Origin of the sequence: Streptomyces sp. NBC_00234 (genome assembly GCF_036195325.1) — a bacterium.
GTDB lineage: Bacteria > Actinomycetota > Actinomycetes > Streptomycetales > Streptomycetaceae > Streptomyces.
In genome coordinates this window covers 2,744,609-2,763,620 of record NZ_CP108101.1, presented here as the reverse complement: position 1 = coordinate 2,763,620, position 19,012 = coordinate 2,744,609, and the positions used below count along the sequence as shown (strand labels likewise).

Here is a 19,012-nt window from a genome sequence, read left to right as displayed (position 1 = left end):
AGCGGGGCGGGAGCTCCCGGAAGAGCGCCCGCCCCGCTGTTCGGATACTGCGGACCGTTACGGCGTGACCTTCTCGATCACGACGCTGCCGGTACCCGCGGCGGTGCCGCGGGAGTTGACCAGCTGGACCTCACCGAAGAACTGACGTCCCTCGGGGGCCGCACCGGCGACCAGGACCTCGGCGCCGAGCTGGGCCGAGGCACCGTTGGCCAGGTTCACCGTCTTCGACTCGTCGACCGTGATCGCGCCGAGGGACGGCGCGTAGTACACGTCGCGGTAGTCGTACTCGGTGGTCCCCGCCGGAACCGCGTAACCGTCGATGACGACGGTGTACGTACCGGCCGCGGGCTTCACCAGGCTGACCGACTCCTCGGAACCGGCCGTCGTGGACGCACCGACCTCCGTGTCGCCGTTGTAGACGTACAGGTCGATGTCCGCGTTGGCGTCCGAGGTGCCGCCGATGGCGAAGTCGAGCTTCTCGACGCCCTCACCGATGGTGACCGTGGTCTCGTACGTCTCACCCGTGGAGATCGACGGACGCTCGACCTTGGCCGAACCCAGCGAGCCGCCCTTGAGCGTGCCCTCCAGGTCACCCGCGTTGTTCGTGACCGTCCAGTTCACCGCGGCCGGGGTACCGACCTTCGCCTCGGCGATGGTCTGCACCGCCGGGTCGAAGGAGGCGCCGAGCAGCGAGACGTCCAGCTTGTACGGGTTGTCCAGCAGCGGCGACGTGCGCCGCGACTCGACCTCGATCTCCCAGACGCCGGGCTGCGGGTCCTTGTACGAACGCACGTCCGGACGGCAGGTGTTGGACGGGCTCTCGTAGTTCGGGTAGCAGAAGATCGTGGAGCTGTCCTCCACCGCGACCCCGTAGGGGTGGATGGAGATGAACCGCGTCTGGCTGCCCGAGCGGAGCGCGCTGAGCGCGACCTCGAGGGTCTGCGCGCCTTCCGGCACGTTCACGAAGTACGACTTGTGGTCGTTGCGCTGCACCGATCCGGACGCGGTGTACGCGTAGCCCGGAGCCACCAGCTGCTTGGCGACGACGACGGTGGCGAGGATCTGGTGGTCCACGCCGACGGTGCGCGAGTCGTTCACCTGGAGGATGGCGCTGTGCACACCGGCGCTGCCGGGGCGTGCCTTGACCTTGACGGTCACCGGCTTGCCGAGCGGCAGGGAGACGGTGCTCGAACCGGCCAGCGAGAAGGTGCCGTCGTTGTTCTTCCAGGACAGCGAGTGCGCGACGTTGCGGTCCGGACCCGTGGTGCGGGTGACCGTGATGTCGTACGTCTTCGTCTGGCCGGCCTTCAGGCCGCCCTCGCGGTCGTACAGACCGGTGCCGAAGCCCGGGGTCTTCAGCGCGAAGTCGATCGCGGTGTCGACCGGGGCCTTCACCGTGTACTCGTGCGCGGTGGCACCCGCCTTGATGGACTTCCAGGCGCCGACGATGTTGATGAGACCGGCACCCTGGGCGTGCGCGGCCACGCCGCTGATGTGGGTGGCGGTGCTGGTCAGCGCGGTCCGCAGATCGGCCGGGGGCAGCTCGATGTTCTTCTGCTTCGCGGCCGAGAGCAGCAGCGCGGTGGCACCGGCGGCCTGCGGCGAGGACATCGAGGTGCCCTGCAGCATGGAGTAACCGGCGGGCAGGCTGTAGCCCGCCTCCTTGACGGGACCGCCGGGCAGCCAGGTCTGGGTGGTGTTGATGGACGCACCCGGAGCCGTCAGGATCGGCGCGAAGCCGCCGTCCTCACGCGGACCGCGCGAGGAGAAGGGCAGCATGGCGTACTTCTTGGTGACGTTGGAGCCGTAGTTGGCGGCCCACGTCTCCTTGGAGATGGACGCGCCCACCGAGATGACGTGGTCGGCGAGACCGGGGTCACCGATGGTGTTCAGACCCGGGCCCTCGTTGCCGGCCGAGATGACCAGCTGGACACCGTAGGTGTCGATGAGCCGCTTGTAGAGCTCCGCGCGGGCGTTGTTGCCGTCGTTCAGCGGCGGCAGGCCACCGATCGACATGTTGACGACGTCGACACCGCGGTTCACGACGAGGTCGATCATGCCCTCGGTCAGCGCGATGTTGGTGCAGCCGCCGGACCAGGTGCAGGCACGCGAGGAGACGACCTTGGCGCCGGGCGCCGCACCGTTCATCTTGCCGCCGAACAGGCCGTTGGCCGCGGTGATGCCCGCGACGTGCGTGCCGTGCTCGGACTCGATGACGCCGATGTTGACGAAGTCGGCCTTGGCGCCGGCCGCGTTGTAGACGACGTCCTTGCGGGTCTCGACGACGAACGGAATCCGCTCGACGACCTCGGTCGCCGGGTTGTCCGTACCGAAGTAGCCGACCTGGTGGCCGTCCTTGTACGGCTTCATGGCGGCGTCGTTGGTGAAGTCGGCGTCGTTGTTCAGGTCGACGCGCGCCGTGCCCGCGACCGCGTCGTAGAGCACCGCCCACACGTCGGTGGTGTCGCCGTCGCGGTTCAGGTCTCCCGCCATGTCGCCACCGCGGGTGGCGGCCTCGGAGAAGAGCTGGATCTTGTACGAGCCCTCGGGCGCCGAGTAGGTGCGCCCGGCGATGGTGAAGGTCGGACCGGCCACGGAGGCCGTCATCCGCAGCCACGTACCGTCGCCGTCACTGACCGGGTCGGTTGCCGTGACCCAGTCGACGATCTTGCGCTCGCCGGTGGTGGTCTTCTGCAGCGCCGGGTGACCGAGGTCGACGCCGGAGTCCAGGACACCGATGGTGATGCCGCGGCCGTCGGCCTTCGGGTTCTGCTCGACGAAGTCGACCGCGCCCGTCTCGAAGGACGGGTTGTACGGGTTCTTCGCCGGGGTCTGCTTGCCGGGCGCCGGGTAGGAGCCCGTGGCCGTCGTCGACGCACCGCTCGCCCGGTCGCCCGAGGGGGTCGGGTCGTCGAGCTTGATCTCCTGCTTGAGATCGATGCCGTACACGGACGACAGCTTCTGCGCCGCCTTGATCGTGGCGTCGGCGGAGGCGGTCGGTACGGTCGCCCGTACGTAGCCGAGCTTGTCGTAGGTCTGCCCGAGCACGGACCCCTTGACGGCGTCCAGCTGCTGGGTGACCTCTTCGGTCGCACCGGGGGCGGTGGCGACCATCAGCGTGATGTTCTTCTCGCCCTTGGCCTCGGCCTCGGCCAGCACATCGGCGTCGGCGCTGCCGAGCTTGTCGCCCTTGCCGCTCGTGGCGGAGGGCTTGACCGGTGCGGTGGCGGGGGCGTCGGCGGCGAAGACGGGGGCTGCTCCGGAGGCGGCCAGCGCGGCCACCAGACCGGCGGCTGCGGCGATCCTGGCCGCGCGTCTCGCCCCGGGTATGAAGCTGGGGGATTCCTTGGTCATCAGCATCCCTGTATGTGAAAGAGAGAGTCCGGAATTCGGTACCCGATGACCGCTCACCCTGTCTTAAATGACAGGGGTTTGTGGAGAGTTGACGGGGGCCAGTTTGGGACATGGCGTAGATCCGCCAGCGAGGTCAAAGCGTCACGTGGGACGAATGGGTCCAAAGGTGGCCTCACCGAGGCAGGATCACCACGTACGCGGCCGGTTCGCGGTCGTTCGCCGCCATCAGCGCCGTGCGCACCACCGTCGCCTGCTGCTCCAAGGTCTCGCGCAGCTTCTTCGGGGTGACGTGGACGACGGTGACCCCGAGCCGTTCCAGATGGTCCCGTTCCGCGGCGTATGCGGACCACTGCGCCTCACGGTCCTCCGGGCGCCCCTCGCCCCCGGGCGGACGGGTGTCGATCGCGACGGCCACGGCCTGCTCGGGCCAGTACGCGTCCACCCCGCCCAGACGGGGGCCGCCCGGCAGGCGCAGGTCCACGTTCCACAGCGGGTCCGGCAGCGCGTACGCGCGGACCATCTCGTACAGCCGGCTCTCCGCGATCGCCCGGCCCTCGGCGAGCAGGGAGTCGACCGCCTCCTTCACGTGGTCCCGGCCCAGCAGCTTGGCGCCGCTCAGCTCCCGCACCACCGCCGCCGGTTCGCAGTGCCCGCCCCGGACCGCCTCCGTCAGCAGCAGGCGCGCCACGGAACCGTCCGTGATCCCGGCGACGGCATCCGCGAGGGCCCGCTCCACGGGGGCCACCGGCACCCCGGCCGCCTGTACGGGCCTGGGCAGCCCGGAGCCCCGCACCACCTGCACGTACCGGGTCGAGCGCAGCCGTCGGGTACGGGGCACCAGCACGTCGATCCGGTGCAGGGAGACGAGCGTCGGCGCGGCGGAGAACCCGTACAGCGTGAGCGCGGCCATCCCGGTCACCATGGCCTCCCCGTACCCGGGCCCCGCCGGCGCGGGCACCGGACGCCGCGCGGACGCGGGCGGTCGCCCGGCGTACAGCAGGGCGCCGTGCAGCCGCTCCTCGCCGGTGGGCGGACCCGGGTGCAGGAGGTAGACCCCGGGCAGCAGTTGCTGCCACGGCCCGCCGGGCAGGCACTGTGCGGCGGTCTGTGCGGCGGACACGCCGCGCGCCCGCAACTGCGCGACGGACTTCACGTCGGGCGCGCGGAGGAGGGGGCTGAGGGAGAGGGGCGTGTTCTGCGTCATGCCCCGGGGGGTTCCCGCCCGCCCAGGGTGCCCTAACCCCTGTTACACGGCCGTCGACAATCCAGGACAACGCCGTCCTAAAGTACGGGAGTTCGACTGCCGAAAAGACCCGTCGCGCCGGAAATCGTGCGGTGGCCGTCCGTGTGTGTGTACGACCATCGCGCACCCGGCCCACCGTCTGAGCGGTGGTGGGTTGGGTGGGGCGGGTGCCCGGGTTGTCCACCTGAGCGGTGGTGGGTTGGGTGGGGCCCCTCCGGAGTGTCTCCTCGGGACGGGCGTGGCACCCGGGTACGGAGCGAACGAACCCGGGTCGTACGCCCGCCCCTGCGGGGACCCTCCTGCACGGCCCCACCCACGTATCGCGGTCATCTGCACCCCGGTGGCACGGCCCGCAGGGACCCTCCGGCCGGTCCGGGGCCGTGCAGGAGGGTCCCCGCAGGGTGACGAACGGATACCCGGGTACGCATCCGTTCCCGCCGAACGTTCGTTGCCCGAGGAGACACTCCGGAGGGGCCCCGGACCACCCCGAACGGGCAACCCGGGACCGGGGCAACAAACCCAGCCCGTCCGGCGCTTGAGGACGGAACCCAGGTCACACGACCCGGCTCACGCCGCGTCGCACTCCTGGCCGCGCAACGCCCGCGCCAGATCGTCCCGCGCCTCCAGCACCAGCCGCCGCAGGGCCGGAGCCGCATCCGCGTGCGAGGCCAGCCACGCGTCCGTGGCCGCCAGCGTCTCCGGGCTGTCCTGGAGTCCGGGGAACAGCCCCGACACCACGTCCATGCCGATCTGGATCGACCGCTCGGCCCACACCCGCTCGATCGCGTCGAAGTACGCGCCCGCGTACGGCGCCAGCAGCTCCCGCTGCGAGGACTGCACGAAGCCCGAAATCGTCGCCGTGACCAGCGCGTTGGACAGCTTGTCCGACTCCACGACCGCCGCCCACGCCTGCGCCTTGACGGCCGCCGAGGGACGCGAGGCCAGGCACCGCACCTGGTGCCGCTTGCCCGACGCCGTGTCGTCGCGCGCCAGTTCGGCGTCGATGACCGACTCGTCGGCCAGCCCGTGCGAGGCCAGCGGCGACAGGAACGCCCAGCGCAGCTCCTGGTCGACGTCCAGCCCGTCGATGTGCGCCGAACCGTCGAGCAGCCCGGACAGCAACTGGAAGTCGGTGTCCGACGAGGCGACGGACGCGAAGAACCGCGCCCAGGTCAGCTGGTGCTGGCTGCCCGGCTCCGCGTCGCGCAGCTCACGCAGCGCGCCCTCGGCCAGCGCCCGGCCACCGTCCTCGCGCCACCCGGGCGCGACGTAGTGCACGAGCGCCGACTGCGTCCAGTTGTGCAGCATCTGGAGCACGCCGATGTCCGACTCGCGGCCGGAGAAGGCCAGCACCAGGGCGATGAAGTCGCGGGCCGGCATCAGCCCGTCCCGCGTCAGGTTCCACAGGGCCGACCAGCACACTGCCCGTGCCAGGGGGTCGGTGATGTCACCGAGGTGGGCGCGCAGGGTGGCGAGCGAGCCCGCGTCGAAGCGGACCTTGCAGTACGTCAGGTCGTCGTCGTTGACCAGGATCAGCGCGGGCTGCTCCGCCCCGGCCAGCTCCTCGACGACCGTGCGCGGACCGGCGACGTCCACCTCGGCGCGGGCGTACCTGACGAGCGCGCCCTCGGTGTCGTGCCGGTAGAGGCCCACCGCGATCCGGTGCGGGCGCAGCTCGGGGTGGGAGGCGGCGGCGTCCTGGAGGACGGCCAGTTCGGTGATCCGCCCGGCCACGTCGTAGGTCACGTCCGGCGTGAGCACGTTGACGCCCGCCGTCTGCAGCCACGCGCGCGACCAGACCGTCATGTCGCGCCCGGACGTCTCGGCGAGCACGGAGAGCAGGTCGCCGAGCTGCGTGTTGCCGTACGCGTGGCGCTTGAAGTAGCGCCGGACGCCTTCGAGGAACGCGTCCCGTCCGACGTACGCCACCAGCTGCTTCAGCACCGAGGCGCCCTTGGCGTACGTGATGCCGTCGAAGTTGAGCTTGGCGTCCTCCAGGTCGCGGATGTCGGCCGTGACCGGGTGTGTGGACGGCAGCTGGTCGGCGCGGTAGGCCCACGCCTTGCGGTTGTTGGCGAAGGTGACCCAGCCGTTGGTGAAGCGGGTCGCCTCCACCTGGGAGAACGAGCCCATGAAGTCGGCGAAGGACTCCTTCAGCCAGAGGTCGTCCCACCACTGCATGGTGACCAGGTCGCCGAACCACATGTGCGCCATCTCGTGCAGGATGACGTTGGCCCGGCGCTCGTACGACGCCGACGTCACCTTGCCGCGGTAGATGTACTCCTCGCGGAACGTGACGCAGCCCGGGTTCTCCATCGCGCCGATGTTGTACTCGGGCACGAACGCCTGGTCGTACTTCCCGAACGGGTACGGGTAGTCGAAGGTGTCGTGGAAGAAGTCCAGGCCCTGCTTGGTGATGAGGAAGATGTCGTCCGCGTCGAAGTGGCGGGCGAGGCCCTTGCGGCACATCGCGCCGAGCGGGATCTCCAGCGTCGAGCCGTCGTCGAACACCCTCGTGTAGAGGTCGGTCTCGTAGTGGTACGGACCGGCCACGACCGCCGTGATGTACGTGGAGATCGGCTTCGTCTCGGCGAAGCGCCGCACCTCGCCGTCGCGGGACTCCTCGGCGCCGTTGCTCCGGACCGTCCAGTCGGCGGGGGCCGTGACCTCGAAGCGGAAGGGTGCCTTGAGGTCGGGCTGCTCGAAGTTCGCGAAGACCCGCCGGGCGTCGGCCGGCTCGTACTGGGTGTAGAGGTAGACCTCGCCGTCCTCCGGGTCGACGAACCGGTGCATTCCCTCGCCGGTCCGGCTGTACGCGCACTGCGCGTCGACCACCAGGACGTTCTCGCCCTCGGCGAGGTCGTCGAGCGTCACCCGGGCCCCGTCGAAGACGACCGCCGGGTCCAGCGGCTTCCCGTTCAGCGTCACCGCGCTCACGCTCGGCGCCAGCAGATCGGCGAAGGTGGACGCTCCCGCACGTGCGGCCCGGAACCGGATCGTGGTCTGCGAGCGGAAGGTGCGCGGGCCGGCCTCCCCTTCGTCCCCGTCGGGCTCACCGACGGCGGAACGCAGGTCGAGGGCGACCTCGTAACCGTCGACGGTCAGCAGCTCGGCCCGCTCATGGGCCTCGTCGCGGGACAGGTTTTCACCGGGCACGGGCACTCCTTTGTGTCTCGTTCGAACGGCTTTGATCCTCGCATGCCCGATCCGGCGCCGGTATCCGGGAATGGAGGGGTGGCCCGGCGGCGTTCTGACGCTCAGAGGACGGGCCCTTCTGAGGAGAGACATGTCTGAGAACAGCACGGCGAACGGCAGGACTCCGGTCGACTTCTGGTTCGACCCGCTCTGCCCCTGGGCGTGGATGACCTCCCGCTGGATGCTGGAGGTGGAGAAGGTCCGCGACGTCGAGGTCCGCTGGCACGTGATGAGCCTGGCCGTTCTCAACGAGGACAAGCTGGACCAGCTGCCGGACGAGTACCGCGACCTTCTGGAGAACAAGGCGTGGGGCCCGGTCCGGGTCGTCGTCGCCGCCCAGCAGAAGCACGGCGACGAGGTCGTCGGCCCCCTGTACACGGCGCTCGGCAACCGCTTCCACAACAAGGGCGAGGGCCCCACGCGCCAGGCCGTCGCGGAGGCGCTCGAGGACATCGGCCTCCCGGTCGAGCTGGCGGCGTACGCGGACTCCGACGCCTACGACACCGAACTGCGCGCCTCCCACAAGGAGGGCATCGACAAGGTCGGCCAGGAGGTCGGCACACCGGTCATCGCCGTGCCGGGTGCCGACGGCGAGCAGATCGCCTTCTTCGGCCCGGTCGTGACTCCCGCCCCGAAGGGCGAGGACGCGGCGAAGCTGTGGGACGGCACGCTGATGGTGGCGTCGATCCCCGGCTTCTACGAGATCAAGCGGACCCGGACGCAGGGCCCGATCTTCGACTGACCGTGCGCGAGGGGCGGGCTCCGGACACGGTCCGGGGCCCGCCCCTTCTCATGCCCCGGCCTCCACCCGGTCCGGGACAGCCTGCCCGGTCCCTGGACGCAGTCCGGGCGCCAGGGCGAGCGTGACCGCCACGGAGGCCACCGCCATCACCGTCATCGCGGTCGCCGCCGAGGTCTGCTGGGCGATCGCGCCCGCGAGGGCGGCGGCGAGCCCCTGTGTGGTGAGCATCCCCGAGGTGTGCAGACCGAGCGCCTGCCCGGTCATCGCACCCGGGGTCAGGGCCATGAGCCGCTCCTGGAGCAGCAGGCTCGCCGCGAACCCGACCGAGGCGAGCGCGACCAGGAACACCGCGAGGGGCAGGTCCGGCCGCAGGACGAAGAGCAAGTAGGGAGCGGCCAGGAGCAGCTGCGCCGGCGTGGTCAGCCGGGCACGCCACCCTGGCGGCAGGAACCGGCCGGCCACCGTGTCCCCGACGAGCATCCCGAACGCCGCGAAGGCGAAGAGCAGGCCCGCGTGCCCGGGGGAGTACGGCACGAAGAGCGACTCGCAGCCGACGACCAGACCGTTGGGCACCCAGAGCGCGAGGTAGAGGTACCGGCGGGGACGGGCGGACCACAGTTCCGCGTTGATCCGCCAGGTCTCCCTCGCGGACGCCCGTCCGGTGGCGCGCGGCGCGCGGCGGGCGAGGCCGAACCGGGCGACGGCCGAGCCCGCCAGATACAGGGCGGCGGCGACGAGCAGGGTGCCGCGCGGCGACAGCGAGGTCAGCAGGACGCCCCCGACCGCGTATCCACCGACCTGCATCGTCCCGGTGCACATGTTGAGCACCGAACGTCCCAGCAGATAGCCGTCCTTGGGCAGGATCTCGTTGAGCAGGCCGTACCGCACCCCGCCGCCCACGGCGGCGACCGCTCCCTGGCTCAGGACGACGGCGAAGACCGCGGGCAGGGGGAGTCCGGGGACGGCCAGGACGGCGGTCGTGAGGCCGAAGGCGAGAGCCATCCCGCTCAGCGCGGCGCGCGGCGGCAGCCGGTCGGCCGCCGACATCAGCACGGTCGCCCCGACCACCTGGGCGAGCGAGGAGCCGAACATGGAGAGCGCGGCCAGCAGCGGAGAGCCGGTCGCGGCGTAGACGAGGGTGCCCAGGGCCAGCCCGCTCATGGTCGAACCGGCGGCCTGCAGAGCACCGGTCGCGAAGAGGGGGCCGAACTGCGGCACCCGGAACAGTTCCCGGTAGGTGAGCATGCCGGGAGTCTCGGGGCCGCTTCCGCACGGACGTTATTGTTTCGCGCGGAGGCGAAACCATGGGCTGGTGGCAGGTCAACGCGGACACCTTGGCGAGCAGCAGATTCCTCGTATCGCCGCTGACCGAGGCCACCGCGACCCTTCAGGCACTGGAGGTGGGCACGGCGGCGAACCCGAGCGAACGCGCCTGGTTCGACGCGCACCGGCCCGCCTACCGCCGCCGCATGGAACAGGACCCGGTCACGGGGCTGCTCGTGCGGGTCGCGCTGGGCGGAACCTGGAACGCGGACTTCTTCACGCCCACCCCGACCGGCGAGGGCGACCCCGACTTCGCCCGTGAGCTGGCGCGTGTCCGCGAGACCCCGCCCGAGGCCGCCCGCGCGGACCTGGAGGTGTCGTGGGGCGGTCCGCTCCCGGAGCTCCTGCACCGTCCGGATCTGCCGGAGCGGGCGGCCGGTGTACTGGAGTGGGTCTGGCAGCGGGCCGTGCTGCCCGACTGGCCGCGCCGCCGCCGGATCATCGAAGCGGACATCGTGGCGCGGGCCGGGCAGCTGAGCCGGCGCGGCTGGGCCGGCGTGGTGGACGACATGGCGCCGGGGATGCGCTGGCTGGGGGAGAGCCGGCTCCAGGTCAACGCGCGCGACTACCCGCCGCGTGAACTCGCCGACGTACAACTGCTGTTCGTGCCCGTCACGCACCGCCAGGGCTGGGTGTCCTGGGACGAGGCCGCGCGACGCTACGCCGTGGTCCATCCCTGCTCGGGCGTGCTGTCGGACGCAGGACGGGTTCTGGTGCCCGACAGCCTGGGGCGTCTGCTCGGGGCGGGCCGGGCGGGAGTCCTGGTCCTCATCGCCACCCCGAAGAGCACCACCCAGCTGGTGGCGCTGACCGGCCAGGGGCTGGGTTCGGTGGGCCGCCATCTGAAGGTCCTGCTCGACGCGGGCCTGGCCGGGCGGCGACGGGCCGGACGGTCGGTGCTCTACTACCGTACGGAGGCCGGCGACGTGCTCGTCGAGGCCCAGCGGCACGGCTGAGGGGCGGGCCGTTCGACGGCACGGCGGGCGGGTCCGGCGGGTGGGTCAGAGCGCCGGCGTCAGGCCGGTCGCGGCGAGGACGGCGTCGACCGTCTCCTCCACCGTCTGCCCCGAGTTGTCGATCCACGTCCCCGAAGCGCCGAGCTCCTCGCGCATCGCCTCGTCCAGGAACGTCCAGTCCGTGGTCAGGACCTTGTCCCGCTCCTGGTTGCGCCGCCACGCGACCGCGGGGCCGGGGGCCAGGAAGACCACGTGGAACGTCTTGGCCCTCAGCGTCGCGCGGTAGAAGTCGAGGTGGGAGCGGCGGACCACCACATCGGCGAGCACCGGGACGAAGCCCGCCGCCACGAAACTGTCCGCCAGCAGACAGGCGTTGCGGGCCCGCAGGAGGATCTGCCGGTCGGCCTCCTCGTTCCCCGTCGCCGACGGCCATGCTCCGCCGCTGACGATCATCTCCTGAAGGTCGTCCACATCGATGTGCGCGGACGTCCGGAGTCGGGCGGCCAGCGCAGCGGCCACTGTGGACTTGCCGCTTCCGGGGATTCCGGACAGCAGGACGGCTCCGGCGGCGGGCTCCCGGTCGATGGAGAGCGAATCGAAAGGCATACGGGGGAGGGTAGAGCACCTTAAATCGGTGGATGCAGTCCGCACGCGTTGTTACGGTGCTCGCACCTCGACCACCTCCGTGTCGACCGTCGGCGACCTATGGGCCCGCGCCCTGGAAAGCAGTTGATGTATGCCCAGGTCAGTTGTCCCGAGCCTCCCTCGCCGCGTCCCCAGGGACGCCGGAGCCACCGGACCTGTCCGCACGCGCACGCTCGCTGCATCGACTCGCTGACGCACGTTCCCTGATCCGTACTGCTGCATCAGTACGCCCGACCGGTACGTGCCCCCATCCGGAGCTCCCCGAGGGCTGCTCGGTACTTCCCTGCTGCTTCACTCACCTTCGGCAAGGAGTATCCGGGTGTCCGACGACAACCCCCAGCACCGCAGTACCAAGCCCTCCGCCCACGGCGCAGGCGCCTTCCTGAGAACCGAGACCTTCGTCTGCCTGCGCTGCGGCCTGACCGTCACCGCGCTCGCGCCCGACGGCAGCCGCCGTAACCACTGCCCCAGCTGTCTGTACTCGCAGCACCTCGTCGACCATGTCGACGGCGGCCCGTCCGAGTGCGGTGGCCGGATGAGCCCCATCTCGATCGCGGTGCTGCGCACCGGCGACTGGAGGGTCATCCACCGCTGCACGCGCTGCGACGAACTGACCTCGAACCCGGTCTGCGGCGACGACAACCAGTTGATCCTGATGCGGATGGCCGTGCGTCCGCTGGCTCAACCGCCTTTCCCGCTCGAAGTGTTCGGTGACCTGTGAACCGGCCACGACGACCGATGAAGGGACGGGGGGCCGGTCGTGCCGCGACGTAAACCACGTCCACAGCAGTCGCGGCGCAGGCCGCAGCGGGTGAAGGACGTGCTGCACGGCCCGGGCGGTGCCGGCGGCGACGCGTTCCGTTGTGTCGGCTGCCGGCTCGACGTACCTCTGGTCGCGCCGGGCACCGGCCATCGCAACCACTGCCCGCACTGCCTGAGCAGCCGGCACGTCGACCGGCGGATACCGGGGGACCGGGCCGCCGACTGCGGCGGGCGCATGACGGCACTGAGCCTGTCCGTACGGCAGGACGGGGAGTGGGCGATCATCCACCACTGCCTGAGCTGCGGCGAGCTCAGTGCCAACCGCATCGCGGGGGACGACAACGCCCTGGCGCTGATGCGGATGGCCGTACGCCCTCTGGCGGACACCCGTGTCCCCGTGCGAGCGCTGCTCGCTCTGTGACACGGCGGTGCCCGGCCACCCCCCCCTCGGGAGGTGGCCGGGCGCCCGGCCCGCTCACGCGCCGGGCGCGGCCTTCTCCAGCTCGTCGATGCTGCCGGACATGATCGTGCGCACGTGCTCCGTGATGTGCTCGGCGGGCCAGTCCCACCAGGCGACGGCGAGCAGACGGGCGATGTCCTTGTCCTCGTAGCGGGTACGGATCAGCTTGGCGGGGTTGCCGCCGACGATGCCGTAGTCCGGGACGTCCGAGACGACCACCGAGCCGGAGCCGATGATGGCCCCGTGCCCGATCCGTACGCCGGGCATCACCATGGTGTCGTACCCGAACCAGACATCGTTGCCGACGACGGTGTCGCCCCGGCCGGGCAGCCCGGTCAGCAGGTCGAAGTGGTCGGCCCAGGAACCGCCCATGGTGGGGAACGGGAACGTGGAGGGGCCGTCCATACGGTGGTTGGCGCCGTTCATGATGAACCGCACCCCGGTGCCGATCGCGCAGAACTTCCCGATGACGAGCCTCTCCGGGCCGTAGTGGTACAGCACGTTGCGGGCCTCGAAGCCGGTCGCGTCGTCCGGGTCGTCGTAGTACGAGTACTCCCCGACCTCGATCAGCGGAGAGGTCACGAGCGGCTTCAGCTGCACCACCCGTGGCTGGCCTGGCATAGGGTGCAGAACCGTGGGATCGGCCGGGACGGGGCTCATGCGCACTGCCTCCGAAGGGGTGTGACGGGGTGTCCGGACCTCCCATCCTCGCAGTCGTCGGTCCGACCGACCCGGCGGGCACGGCATGGAAGGACCCCGCGAGTCACGTCCTCGCGGGGCCCGTTGTTCCTTCGGGGTGACCCCTAGGTCGTGTCCGCAAAGTCTCGTCTGGCCGGCGGCGTCTGGCACGCACTCTCGCGGCGTTGCCGAAATGCCCGAGTAGCTCCGCTACAAGGGCACTCCGGCGCCTTGCGAGAGCACGCACCAGACACCGCCGGCCCCACCCTTCGGGTGGACGACGATACTTTGCGGACACTCCCTAGGGGGTGTCCCGCGCACTCGCGGCGATGTCCGGGAAGTCCGTCACGACGGCGTCCACGCCCTGCGCGTAGTGGAAGGCGTACTCGGCGAACGCGTCACCGAACTCGGTCGGCACGGAGCCCCGGCGGTACTGCGCCGGCAGGTACTGGTTCTCCGCACGGAAGGTGTACGCGCCGACCTTCAGCCCCGCCGCGTGCGCGTCCGCCAGCAGGGTGAGCGGCGGGACCAGCGAGGACTTGTCCGGGCCGATCCAGTCCGCGTAACGCGCGATCTCGCGCAGCCCGGCGGGCGTCATCATCTCCTGGTAGGTGACCGCGTGGCCGTACGGTCCGCCGCTCGTGCCGAGCGCCTGCCAGAGCGGCAGGCCGAGCCGGGCGGCGGCCACCTGGTGCAGGCTCGACGGTTCGAAGGACTGGACGACGCACTCGCGCGGGCCCAGCCGGTTGCGGCGGATGACGCGGATCAGTTCCGGCTCCAGCGGCAGACCGATCGACCGGAAGTACGTGGGGTGCTTGGTCTCCGGGAAGACCGCGATCCGGCGGCCGTGCTCCTTCGACAGGGCGCGGGCCAGGTCGACGACCTCCTGGAAGGTCATGATCTCCTGGCGGCCGTCGAAGACGGTGTTGCGGTTGCGGACCAGCGGCAGCCGCTCCACCGCCCGAAGGGTCTTCAGCTCGGCGAGCGTGAAGTCCTCGGTGAACCAGCCGGTGACCGCCCGGCCGTCGACCGTCTTCGTGGTGCGGCGGCCGGCGAACTCCGGGTGTCCGGCGACATCGGTGGTGCCCGAGATCTCGTTCTCGTGGCGCACGACCAGGACATGGTCCTTCGTCGGCACGAGGTCCGGCTCGATCCAGTCGGCCCCGGCCCGTACCCCGAAGGTGTAAGCGGCGGCCGTGTGCTCGGGGCGCCAGCCTGCCGCGCCGCGGTGGCCGATGACCAGGGGGCCGTCGGGCCGGTGGGCGGACCTCCCCGTGGCGGAGGCGACGGCGGGGCTCGCCGCGGCGGCCGTCGCGGCGGCCGTGGCCAGGAGTATCGAGCGGCGTCTCGGGGCGTGGTTCATGCGGAACTCCTCGCGTGGGACGGAGGAACCACATAAGCGACGGCGGGTTACGGCTCGGAGGACGCAGTCCTGCGTCCTCATGTACGGGCGGGGCGGGCGGAGTCGGCCGCCCCGCCCCGTACGGAACGGCTACCGGGCGGCCCCGGCGGCCTTCCGCTGCCGCACCAGGCCGATCGCGGCCAGCACCAGCGTCAGCGCACCGGTGGCCAGCAGCTGGTCCCGTGTGTCGGGCTGCCGCAGCATCAGCAGGAAGATCCCGGCCATGGCGGCCAGCGCCACGATCGTCCCCACCGGGAACAGCCACATCCGCACGACCAGCTTCTCCGGAGCCTCCCGCTCCATCCGACCGCGCAGGATCAGCTGCGAGACCGCGATGAAGATCCACACCACCAGGATCACCGCCCCGATCATGTTGAGCAGCCACGGGAAGATGTCGTCGGGCCGCCAGTAGCTGAGCAGCACGCACAGGAAGCCGAAGACGGAGGAGACCAGGACCGCCGTGCGCGGCACACCGGACGTGACCTTGCCGAGCCGCTTCGGGCCCTGGCCGCGGGCCACCAGCGAGCAGGCCATGCGCGAAGCGCCGTAGATGTTGGCGTTCATCGCGGAGAGCAGCGCGATCAGGATGACCACGTTCATGATCTCCGCGGCGCCGCTGATGCCGAGGTGGTCCAGGGCCGCGTAGAACGGGCCGACTTCGGCGACCTTCGGGTCGTCCCACGGGACGAGGGTGACGATGACCGCCATCGAGCCGACGTAGAACAGCGCGATCCGCCACATGGCCGTCCGTACGGCCTTGGCGACACCCTGCACCGGGTTCTCCGACTCGGCCGCCGCGATGGTGACGGTCTCCAGACCGCCGTACGCGAAGACGGAGGCGAGCAGCCCGATGATGAAGCCGTCGGCGCCGTTCGGCAGGAAGCCGCCGTCACCCGTCAGGTTGGAGGTGCCGGGGGCGTCCGTGCCGGGCAGCACACCGAGGATCGCCAGCACGCCGAGGACGAGGAAGAGGGTGATGGCGATCACCTTCAGCGCCGCGAACCAGAACTCGAACTCGCCGAACTTCTTCACGGCGGCCAGGTTCGTGCCGAGGAACATCACCATGAACAGCGCGACCCAGGCCCACTCGGGAGTCCCGGGCAGCCAGCCGGTGACGATCTTCGCGGCTCCGATGCCCTCCAGGCCCACGGCGACGCAGAGCAGGACCCAGAACGCCCACCCGGCGGTGAAGCCCGCCCAGGGGCCGATCGCACGCTCCGCGTGGACGGAGAAGGAGCCGGAGGCCGGATTCGCGGCGGACATCTCACCGAGCATGCGCATCACGAACATGACGAGCAGTCCGGAGATGCCGTAGGCGATGACGATCGAGGGACCGGCAGCCGCGATCCCGGCGCCGGAGCCGACGAACAGCCCGGCGCCGATGACGCCGCCGAGGGCGATCATCGACAGATGGCGCTGCTTGAGTCCGTGGGTGAGCGCGGAGTCGACCGTGACGGTGTCGGAGGACGGGGAGGTCGAGCCGACGGTGGGGGGAGGCGCGGAGGTCCGGGACATGGACAAGCTCTGTTCAGTAGCCGAGACGGGGGAGAGCCCACAGTCTGTGCACGCACCCCGCCGACAGGGAACGGCTGTCCGCTATACGGTCACGAGGCTCACACAAGGTGCACACGTGGCTACTTATGAGCCGATACCCCCCTGCCGACAGCTCGGCGGTCCCTGAACTCCCGCCCCACCGCGACCAGCAGCACCAGCCCCGTCGCCCCGGCCGACCACAGCACCTGAGGGCGCGCCGTGTCATCGGTCAGCATCAGCACCAGCACACCGAGCAGTCCCGCCAGCGTCAGCCAGGTCAGATACGGGAAGCACCACATCTTCAGGGTCAGCGCCCCGGGCGCCTCGCGTTCGATCCGGGCGCGCAGCCGCAGCTGGGACGCCGCGATCAGCGCCCAGACGAACAGCAGGACCGCGCCGACCGAGTTGAGCATGTAGAGGAAGACGGAGTCGGGCCACCGGAGATTGAGCAGGACGGAGACGAAGCCGAAGGCGACCGAGGCCAGCACCGCCCGTCGCGGCACGCCTCCGTCCCGGCCGCTGCCGGACACCTTCAGCAGCCCGCGCGGCGCCTCGCCCCGCTCGGCCAGCGAGAAGATCATCCGGGACGAGCCGTAGAGATTGGCGTTGAGCGCGGAGAGCAGCGCCACGAAGACCACGATGTTCATGATCTGCCCGGCGGACGGCACCCCGATCGCGTCCAGGACCTTCACGTACGGGCTGAGCCCCGCCTGCTGCGCGGTCCACGGCAGCACGGTCACGATCACCAGCATCGAACCGACGTAGAAGAAGAGGATGCGCACCACCGCGCTGCGCACCGCCCGGCCCACCGCCCGCGCCGGATCGTCGGTCTCGGCCGCCGCGATGGTGACCACCTCCAGGCCCCCGAAGGCGAAGACCACGGTCAGTACGCCGGAGACCACCCCGTCCCAGCCGTTCGGCAGGAAGCCGCCCTGCCCGGTGAGGTTGGTCAGCCCGACCGGATCGGTGTCCGGGAGCACCCCGAAGACGGCCAGCAGTCCGAGCACCAGGAAGGCCACGATCGCGGAGACCTTGAGTGCGGCGAACCAGAACTCGAACTCGCCGAAGTTCTTCACCGCCGTCAGGTTGGCCGCGGTGAACACCACCATGAAGACCAGTACCCAGGCCCACGGCTCCACGGCGGGTACCCAGCCATGGGCGATCTGCGCGGCGGCCGTCGCCTCCACGGCGAGCACCACCACCAGCAGGAACCAGTACAGCCAGCCCGCGCTGAAGCCGGCCCAGCGGCCCAGCGCCCGCTCCGCGTGGACGGAGAAGGAGCCGGACGCGGGCATCGCCGAGGACATCTCGCCGAGCATCCGCATCACCAGCATCGCGAGCGCGCCCGCGATCAGGTACGAGACGACGATGGCGGGGCCCGCGACCGCGATCCCGGCGCCGGAACCGACGAACAGCCCGGCACCGATCACCCCGCCCAGGCCGAGCATCGTCAGATGGCGCTGCTTCAGACCGTGGGCCAGCGGCTCGGACTGCGGAGTGGGGGAGGAGTCGTGCATGGGGTGCGGGTCACTCTCGGATCATTTATGGGGAACCTACAGTCTCACGCCCCGAGACCGGCCCCGGCAAAAGGCCCAGCCCCCCGTTCACCTCAGTGACGAGCATCACGCCAGGACGTGATTGCGTTCCGCTCTTTGTCCGAACCCCACCAATTCCCCAACCACCGCTTTGTGGGCGGCTGATGGTGATCGAGCGTTAACCCGTCGGCTAACGTCAGCCTCAGTCTGTCCCCACCTGTCCTGATGCCCTCACCTGCGGAGTTCCGATGAGTCTTGCCGCCGCCCCCATCCGCTCCGGAGCGGTCCTCGCCGACCTGCTGCCCGCGGCCCGGCACCGCTACGCCGTCGACACGGCCCTGGTCATGGGCGGCGCCGCCCTCACCGGCATCGCGGCCCAGATCGCCGTCCCGGTCCCCGGCTCCCCGGTCCCCGTCACCGGCCAGACCTTCGCCGCGCTTCTCGTCGGCACGGCGCTGGGCGCCCGCCGCGGCTTCCTCTCCCTCGCGGTGTACGCGGTGATCGGCATGGCCGGCATGCCGTGGTTCGCCGGCGGCACCTCCGGAGCGGGCGGCGCCTCGTTCGGCTACGTGCTGGGCATGCTGCTCGCCGCCACCGTGGTCGGCGGCCTGGCCCGCCGCGGCGGCGACCGTTCCGTGCTGCGCACCGCGGGCACGATGGTGGTCGGCTCCGTCATCATCTACGCGGTCGGCGTGCCGTACCTGGCGCTCTCCACCGGGATGTCGATGAGCTCGGCCGTCGCGCTCGGCCTGACGCCCTTCCTGATCGGTGACGCCTTGAAGGCGGCCCTGGCCATGGGCGCCCTGCCCGCGTCCTGGAAGCTCATCGGGCGTCGCGGCTGACGCCGTACGCCCCACCCCGAAGAGGCTCGCCGGGTCGCCACGCGACACAGACCGGCGGGCCTCTCGCATGTCCGCGGCCCTCGGAAGCCGTCGTACAGGCGCACGGTCGAGATCGGGCACGCGCACCGTCGCCATCGGGCCCGTACGCCGTCGCCATCGGTCCCGTACGCCGTCGCCGTCGGGCCCGTACGCCGTGAACGACGGGGGCTGTCCGACGTACGGGTATCTCCTGGAGCGGGCACGAGCCGTACCGGCCGTCTCCGCCGCGCCTCCGTGGCCGCCGGGGCGCAAGAGGGCACCACACACGGAAAGGCTCTCCGTTCGCTCGCTCGTGGCGTGCGA

The 19,012-nt window shown here is 70.9% G+C and carries 14 protein-coding genes; 5 read left to right on the top strand and 9 right to left on the bottom strand.

The annotated features are described in order from the left end of the window. Nucleotides 1–57: 57 nt before the first annotated feature. The 3 genes from OG230_RS12055 to pepN all read right to left on the bottom strand — a co-directional run bounded on the left by OG230_RS12055 (nt 58) and on the right by pepN (nt 7,753). On the bottom strand, nt 58–3,360 hold the full coding sequence (locus tag OG230_RS12055; protein WP_328910174.1) for a S8 family serine peptidase: 3,303 nt from the start codon (nt 3,358–3,360) through the stop codon (nt 58–60). Nucleotides 3,361–3,526: 166 nt separating this feature from the next. After that, entirely contained in the window at nt 3,527–4,558 is a 1,032-nt protein-coding gene (locus OG230_RS12050; protein ID WP_328910173.1) for a hypothetical protein, read from the bottom strand. Nucleotides 4,559–5,164: 606 nt separating this feature from the next. After that, entirely contained in the window at nt 5,165–7,753 is a 2,589-nt protein-coding gene (gene pepN / locus OG230_RS12045) for an aminopeptidase N (RefSeq protein ID WP_328910172.1), read from the bottom strand. A 130-nt stretch (nt 7,754–7,883) separates the two neighbouring features. Here pepN and OG230_RS12040 point away from each other — a divergent pair, with 130 nt between their 5' ends. Then, nucleotides 7,884–8,534, top strand: a complete 651-nt coding sequence (locus OG230_RS12040) for a mycothiol-dependent nitroreductase Rv2466c family protein (RefSeq protein ID WP_328910171.1) — start codon at nt 7,884–7,886, stop codon at nt 8,532–8,534. A 48-nt stretch (nt 8,535–8,582) separates the two neighbouring features. Here the strand turns inward: OG230_RS12040 and OG230_RS12035 are convergent, their stop codons facing one another. After that, nucleotides 8,583–9,779: an MFS transporter gene (locus tag OG230_RS12035; protein ID WP_328910170.1), complete on the bottom strand. Its 1,197-nt coding sequence runs from the start codon at nt 9,777–9,779 to the stop codon at nt 8,583–8,585. 59 nt (nt 9,780–9,838) lie between these two features. Between OG230_RS12035 and OG230_RS12030 the strand changes: the two genes are divergently transcribed. Next, a complete protein-coding gene (locus tag OG230_RS12030; RefSeq protein WP_328910169.1) occupies nt 9,839–10,813 on the top strand; it encodes an ArsR/SmtB family transcription factor in 975 nt (324 codons plus the stop codon). A gap of 45 nt (nt 10,814–10,858) precedes the next feature. Here the strand turns inward: OG230_RS12030 and OG230_RS12025 are convergent, their stop codons facing one another. Further along, on the bottom strand, nt 10,859–11,419 hold the full coding sequence (locus OG230_RS12025; RefSeq protein WP_328910168.1) for an AAA family ATPase: 561 nt from the start codon (nt 11,417–11,419) through the stop codon (nt 10,859–10,861). Between the two features lie 358 nt (nt 11,420–11,777). Between OG230_RS12025 and OG230_RS12020 the strand changes: the two genes are divergently transcribed. Together OG230_RS12020 and OG230_RS12015 are read left to right on the top strand one after the other, a co-directional pair. Further along, complete coding sequence (locus OG230_RS12020; RefSeq protein ID WP_443051538.1) at nt 11,778–12,179, top strand: RNHCP domain-containing protein; 402 nt, start codon at nt 11,778–11,780, stop codon at nt 12,177–12,179. A 39-nt stretch (nt 12,180–12,218) separates the two neighbouring features. Beyond that, a complete protein-coding gene (locus OG230_RS12015; protein WP_328910167.1) occupies nt 12,219–12,641 on the top strand; it encodes an RNHCP domain-containing protein in 423 nt (140 codons plus the stop codon). Between the two features lie 54 nt (nt 12,642–12,695). Here the strand turns inward: OG230_RS12015 and OG230_RS12010 are convergent, their stop codons facing one another. The 4 genes from OG230_RS12010 to OG230_RS11995 form a co-directional block, all read right to left on the bottom strand. Beyond that, nucleotides 12,696–13,340, bottom strand: a complete 645-nt coding sequence (locus tag OG230_RS12010) for a CatB-related O-acetyltransferase (protein ID WP_328910166.1) — start codon at nt 13,338–13,340, stop codon at nt 12,696–12,698. 319 nt (nt 13,341–13,659) lie between these two features. Beyond that, nucleotides 13,660–14,721 carry a glycerophosphodiester phosphodiesterase family protein gene (locus tag OG230_RS12005; protein ID WP_328910165.1) on the bottom strand — a complete coding sequence of 354 codons (1,062 nt, stop codon included), beginning with the start codon at nt 14,719–14,721 and terminating at the stop codon, nt 13,660–13,662. 129 nt (nt 14,722–14,850) lie between these two features. Next, nucleotides 14,851–16,275 carry an amino acid permease gene (locus tag OG230_RS12000; protein ID WP_328910164.1) on the bottom strand — a complete coding sequence of 475 codons (1,425 nt, stop codon included), beginning with the start codon at nt 16,273–16,275 and terminating at the stop codon, nt 14,851–14,853. A 119-nt stretch (nt 16,276–16,394) separates the two neighbouring features. Continuing rightward, nucleotides 16,395–17,810, bottom strand: coding sequence for an amino acid permease (locus tag OG230_RS11995; protein WP_328910163.1), 1,416 nt, complete (start codon nt 17,808–17,810; stop codon nt 16,395–16,397). A 266-nt stretch (nt 17,811–18,076) separates the two neighbouring features. Between OG230_RS11995 and OG230_RS11990 the strand changes: the two genes are divergently transcribed. Then, complete coding sequence (locus OG230_RS11990; RefSeq protein ID WP_328910162.1) at nt 18,077–18,670, top strand: biotin transporter BioY; 594 nt, start codon at nt 18,077–18,079, stop codon at nt 18,668–18,670. The last annotated feature ends 342 nt before the right edge of the window (nt 18,671–19,012 follow it).

Coding starts and splice junctions, on each gene's coding strand:
- OG230_RS12055 (WP_328910174.1), bottom strand. CDS start 3,360: ATGCTGATGACCAAGGAATCCCCCAGCTTCATACCCGGGGCGAGACGC.
- OG230_RS12050 (WP_328910173.1), bottom strand. CDS start 4,558: ATGACGCAGAACACGCCCCTCTCCCTCAGCCCCCTCCTCCGCGCGCCC.
- OG230_RS12040 (WP_328910171.1), top strand. CDS start 7,884: ATGTCTGAGAACAGCACGGCGAACGGCAGGACTCCGGTCGACTTCTGG.
- OG230_RS12035 (WP_328910170.1), bottom strand. CDS start 9,779: ATGCTCACCTACCGGGAACTGTTCCGGGTGCCGCAGTTCGGCCCCCTC.
- OG230_RS12030 (WP_328910169.1), top strand. CDS start 9,839: ATGGGCTGGTGGCAGGTCAACGCGGACACCTTGGCGAGCAGCAGATTC.
- OG230_RS12025 (WP_328910168.1), bottom strand. CDS start 11,419: ATGCCTTTCGATTCGCTCTCCATCGACCGGGAGCCCGCCGCCGGAGCC.
- OG230_RS12010 (WP_328910166.1), bottom strand. CDS start 13,340: ATGAGCCCCGTCCCGGCCGATCCCACGGTTCTGCACCCTATGCCAGGC.
- OG230_RS12005 (WP_328910165.1), bottom strand. CDS start 14,721: ATGAACCACGCCCCGAGACGCCGCTCGATACTCCTGGCCACGGCCGCC.
- OG230_RS12000 (WP_328910164.1), bottom strand. CDS start 16,275: ATGTCCCGGACCTCCGCGCCTCCCCCCACCGTCGGCTCGACCTCCCCG.
- OG230_RS11995 (WP_328910163.1), bottom strand. CDS start 17,810: ATGCACGACTCCTCCCCCACTCCGCAGTCCGAGCCGCTGGCCCACGGT.
- OG230_RS11990 (WP_328910162.1), top strand. CDS start 18,077: ATGAGTCTTGCCGCCGCCCCCATCCGCTCCGGAGCGGTCCTCGCCGAC.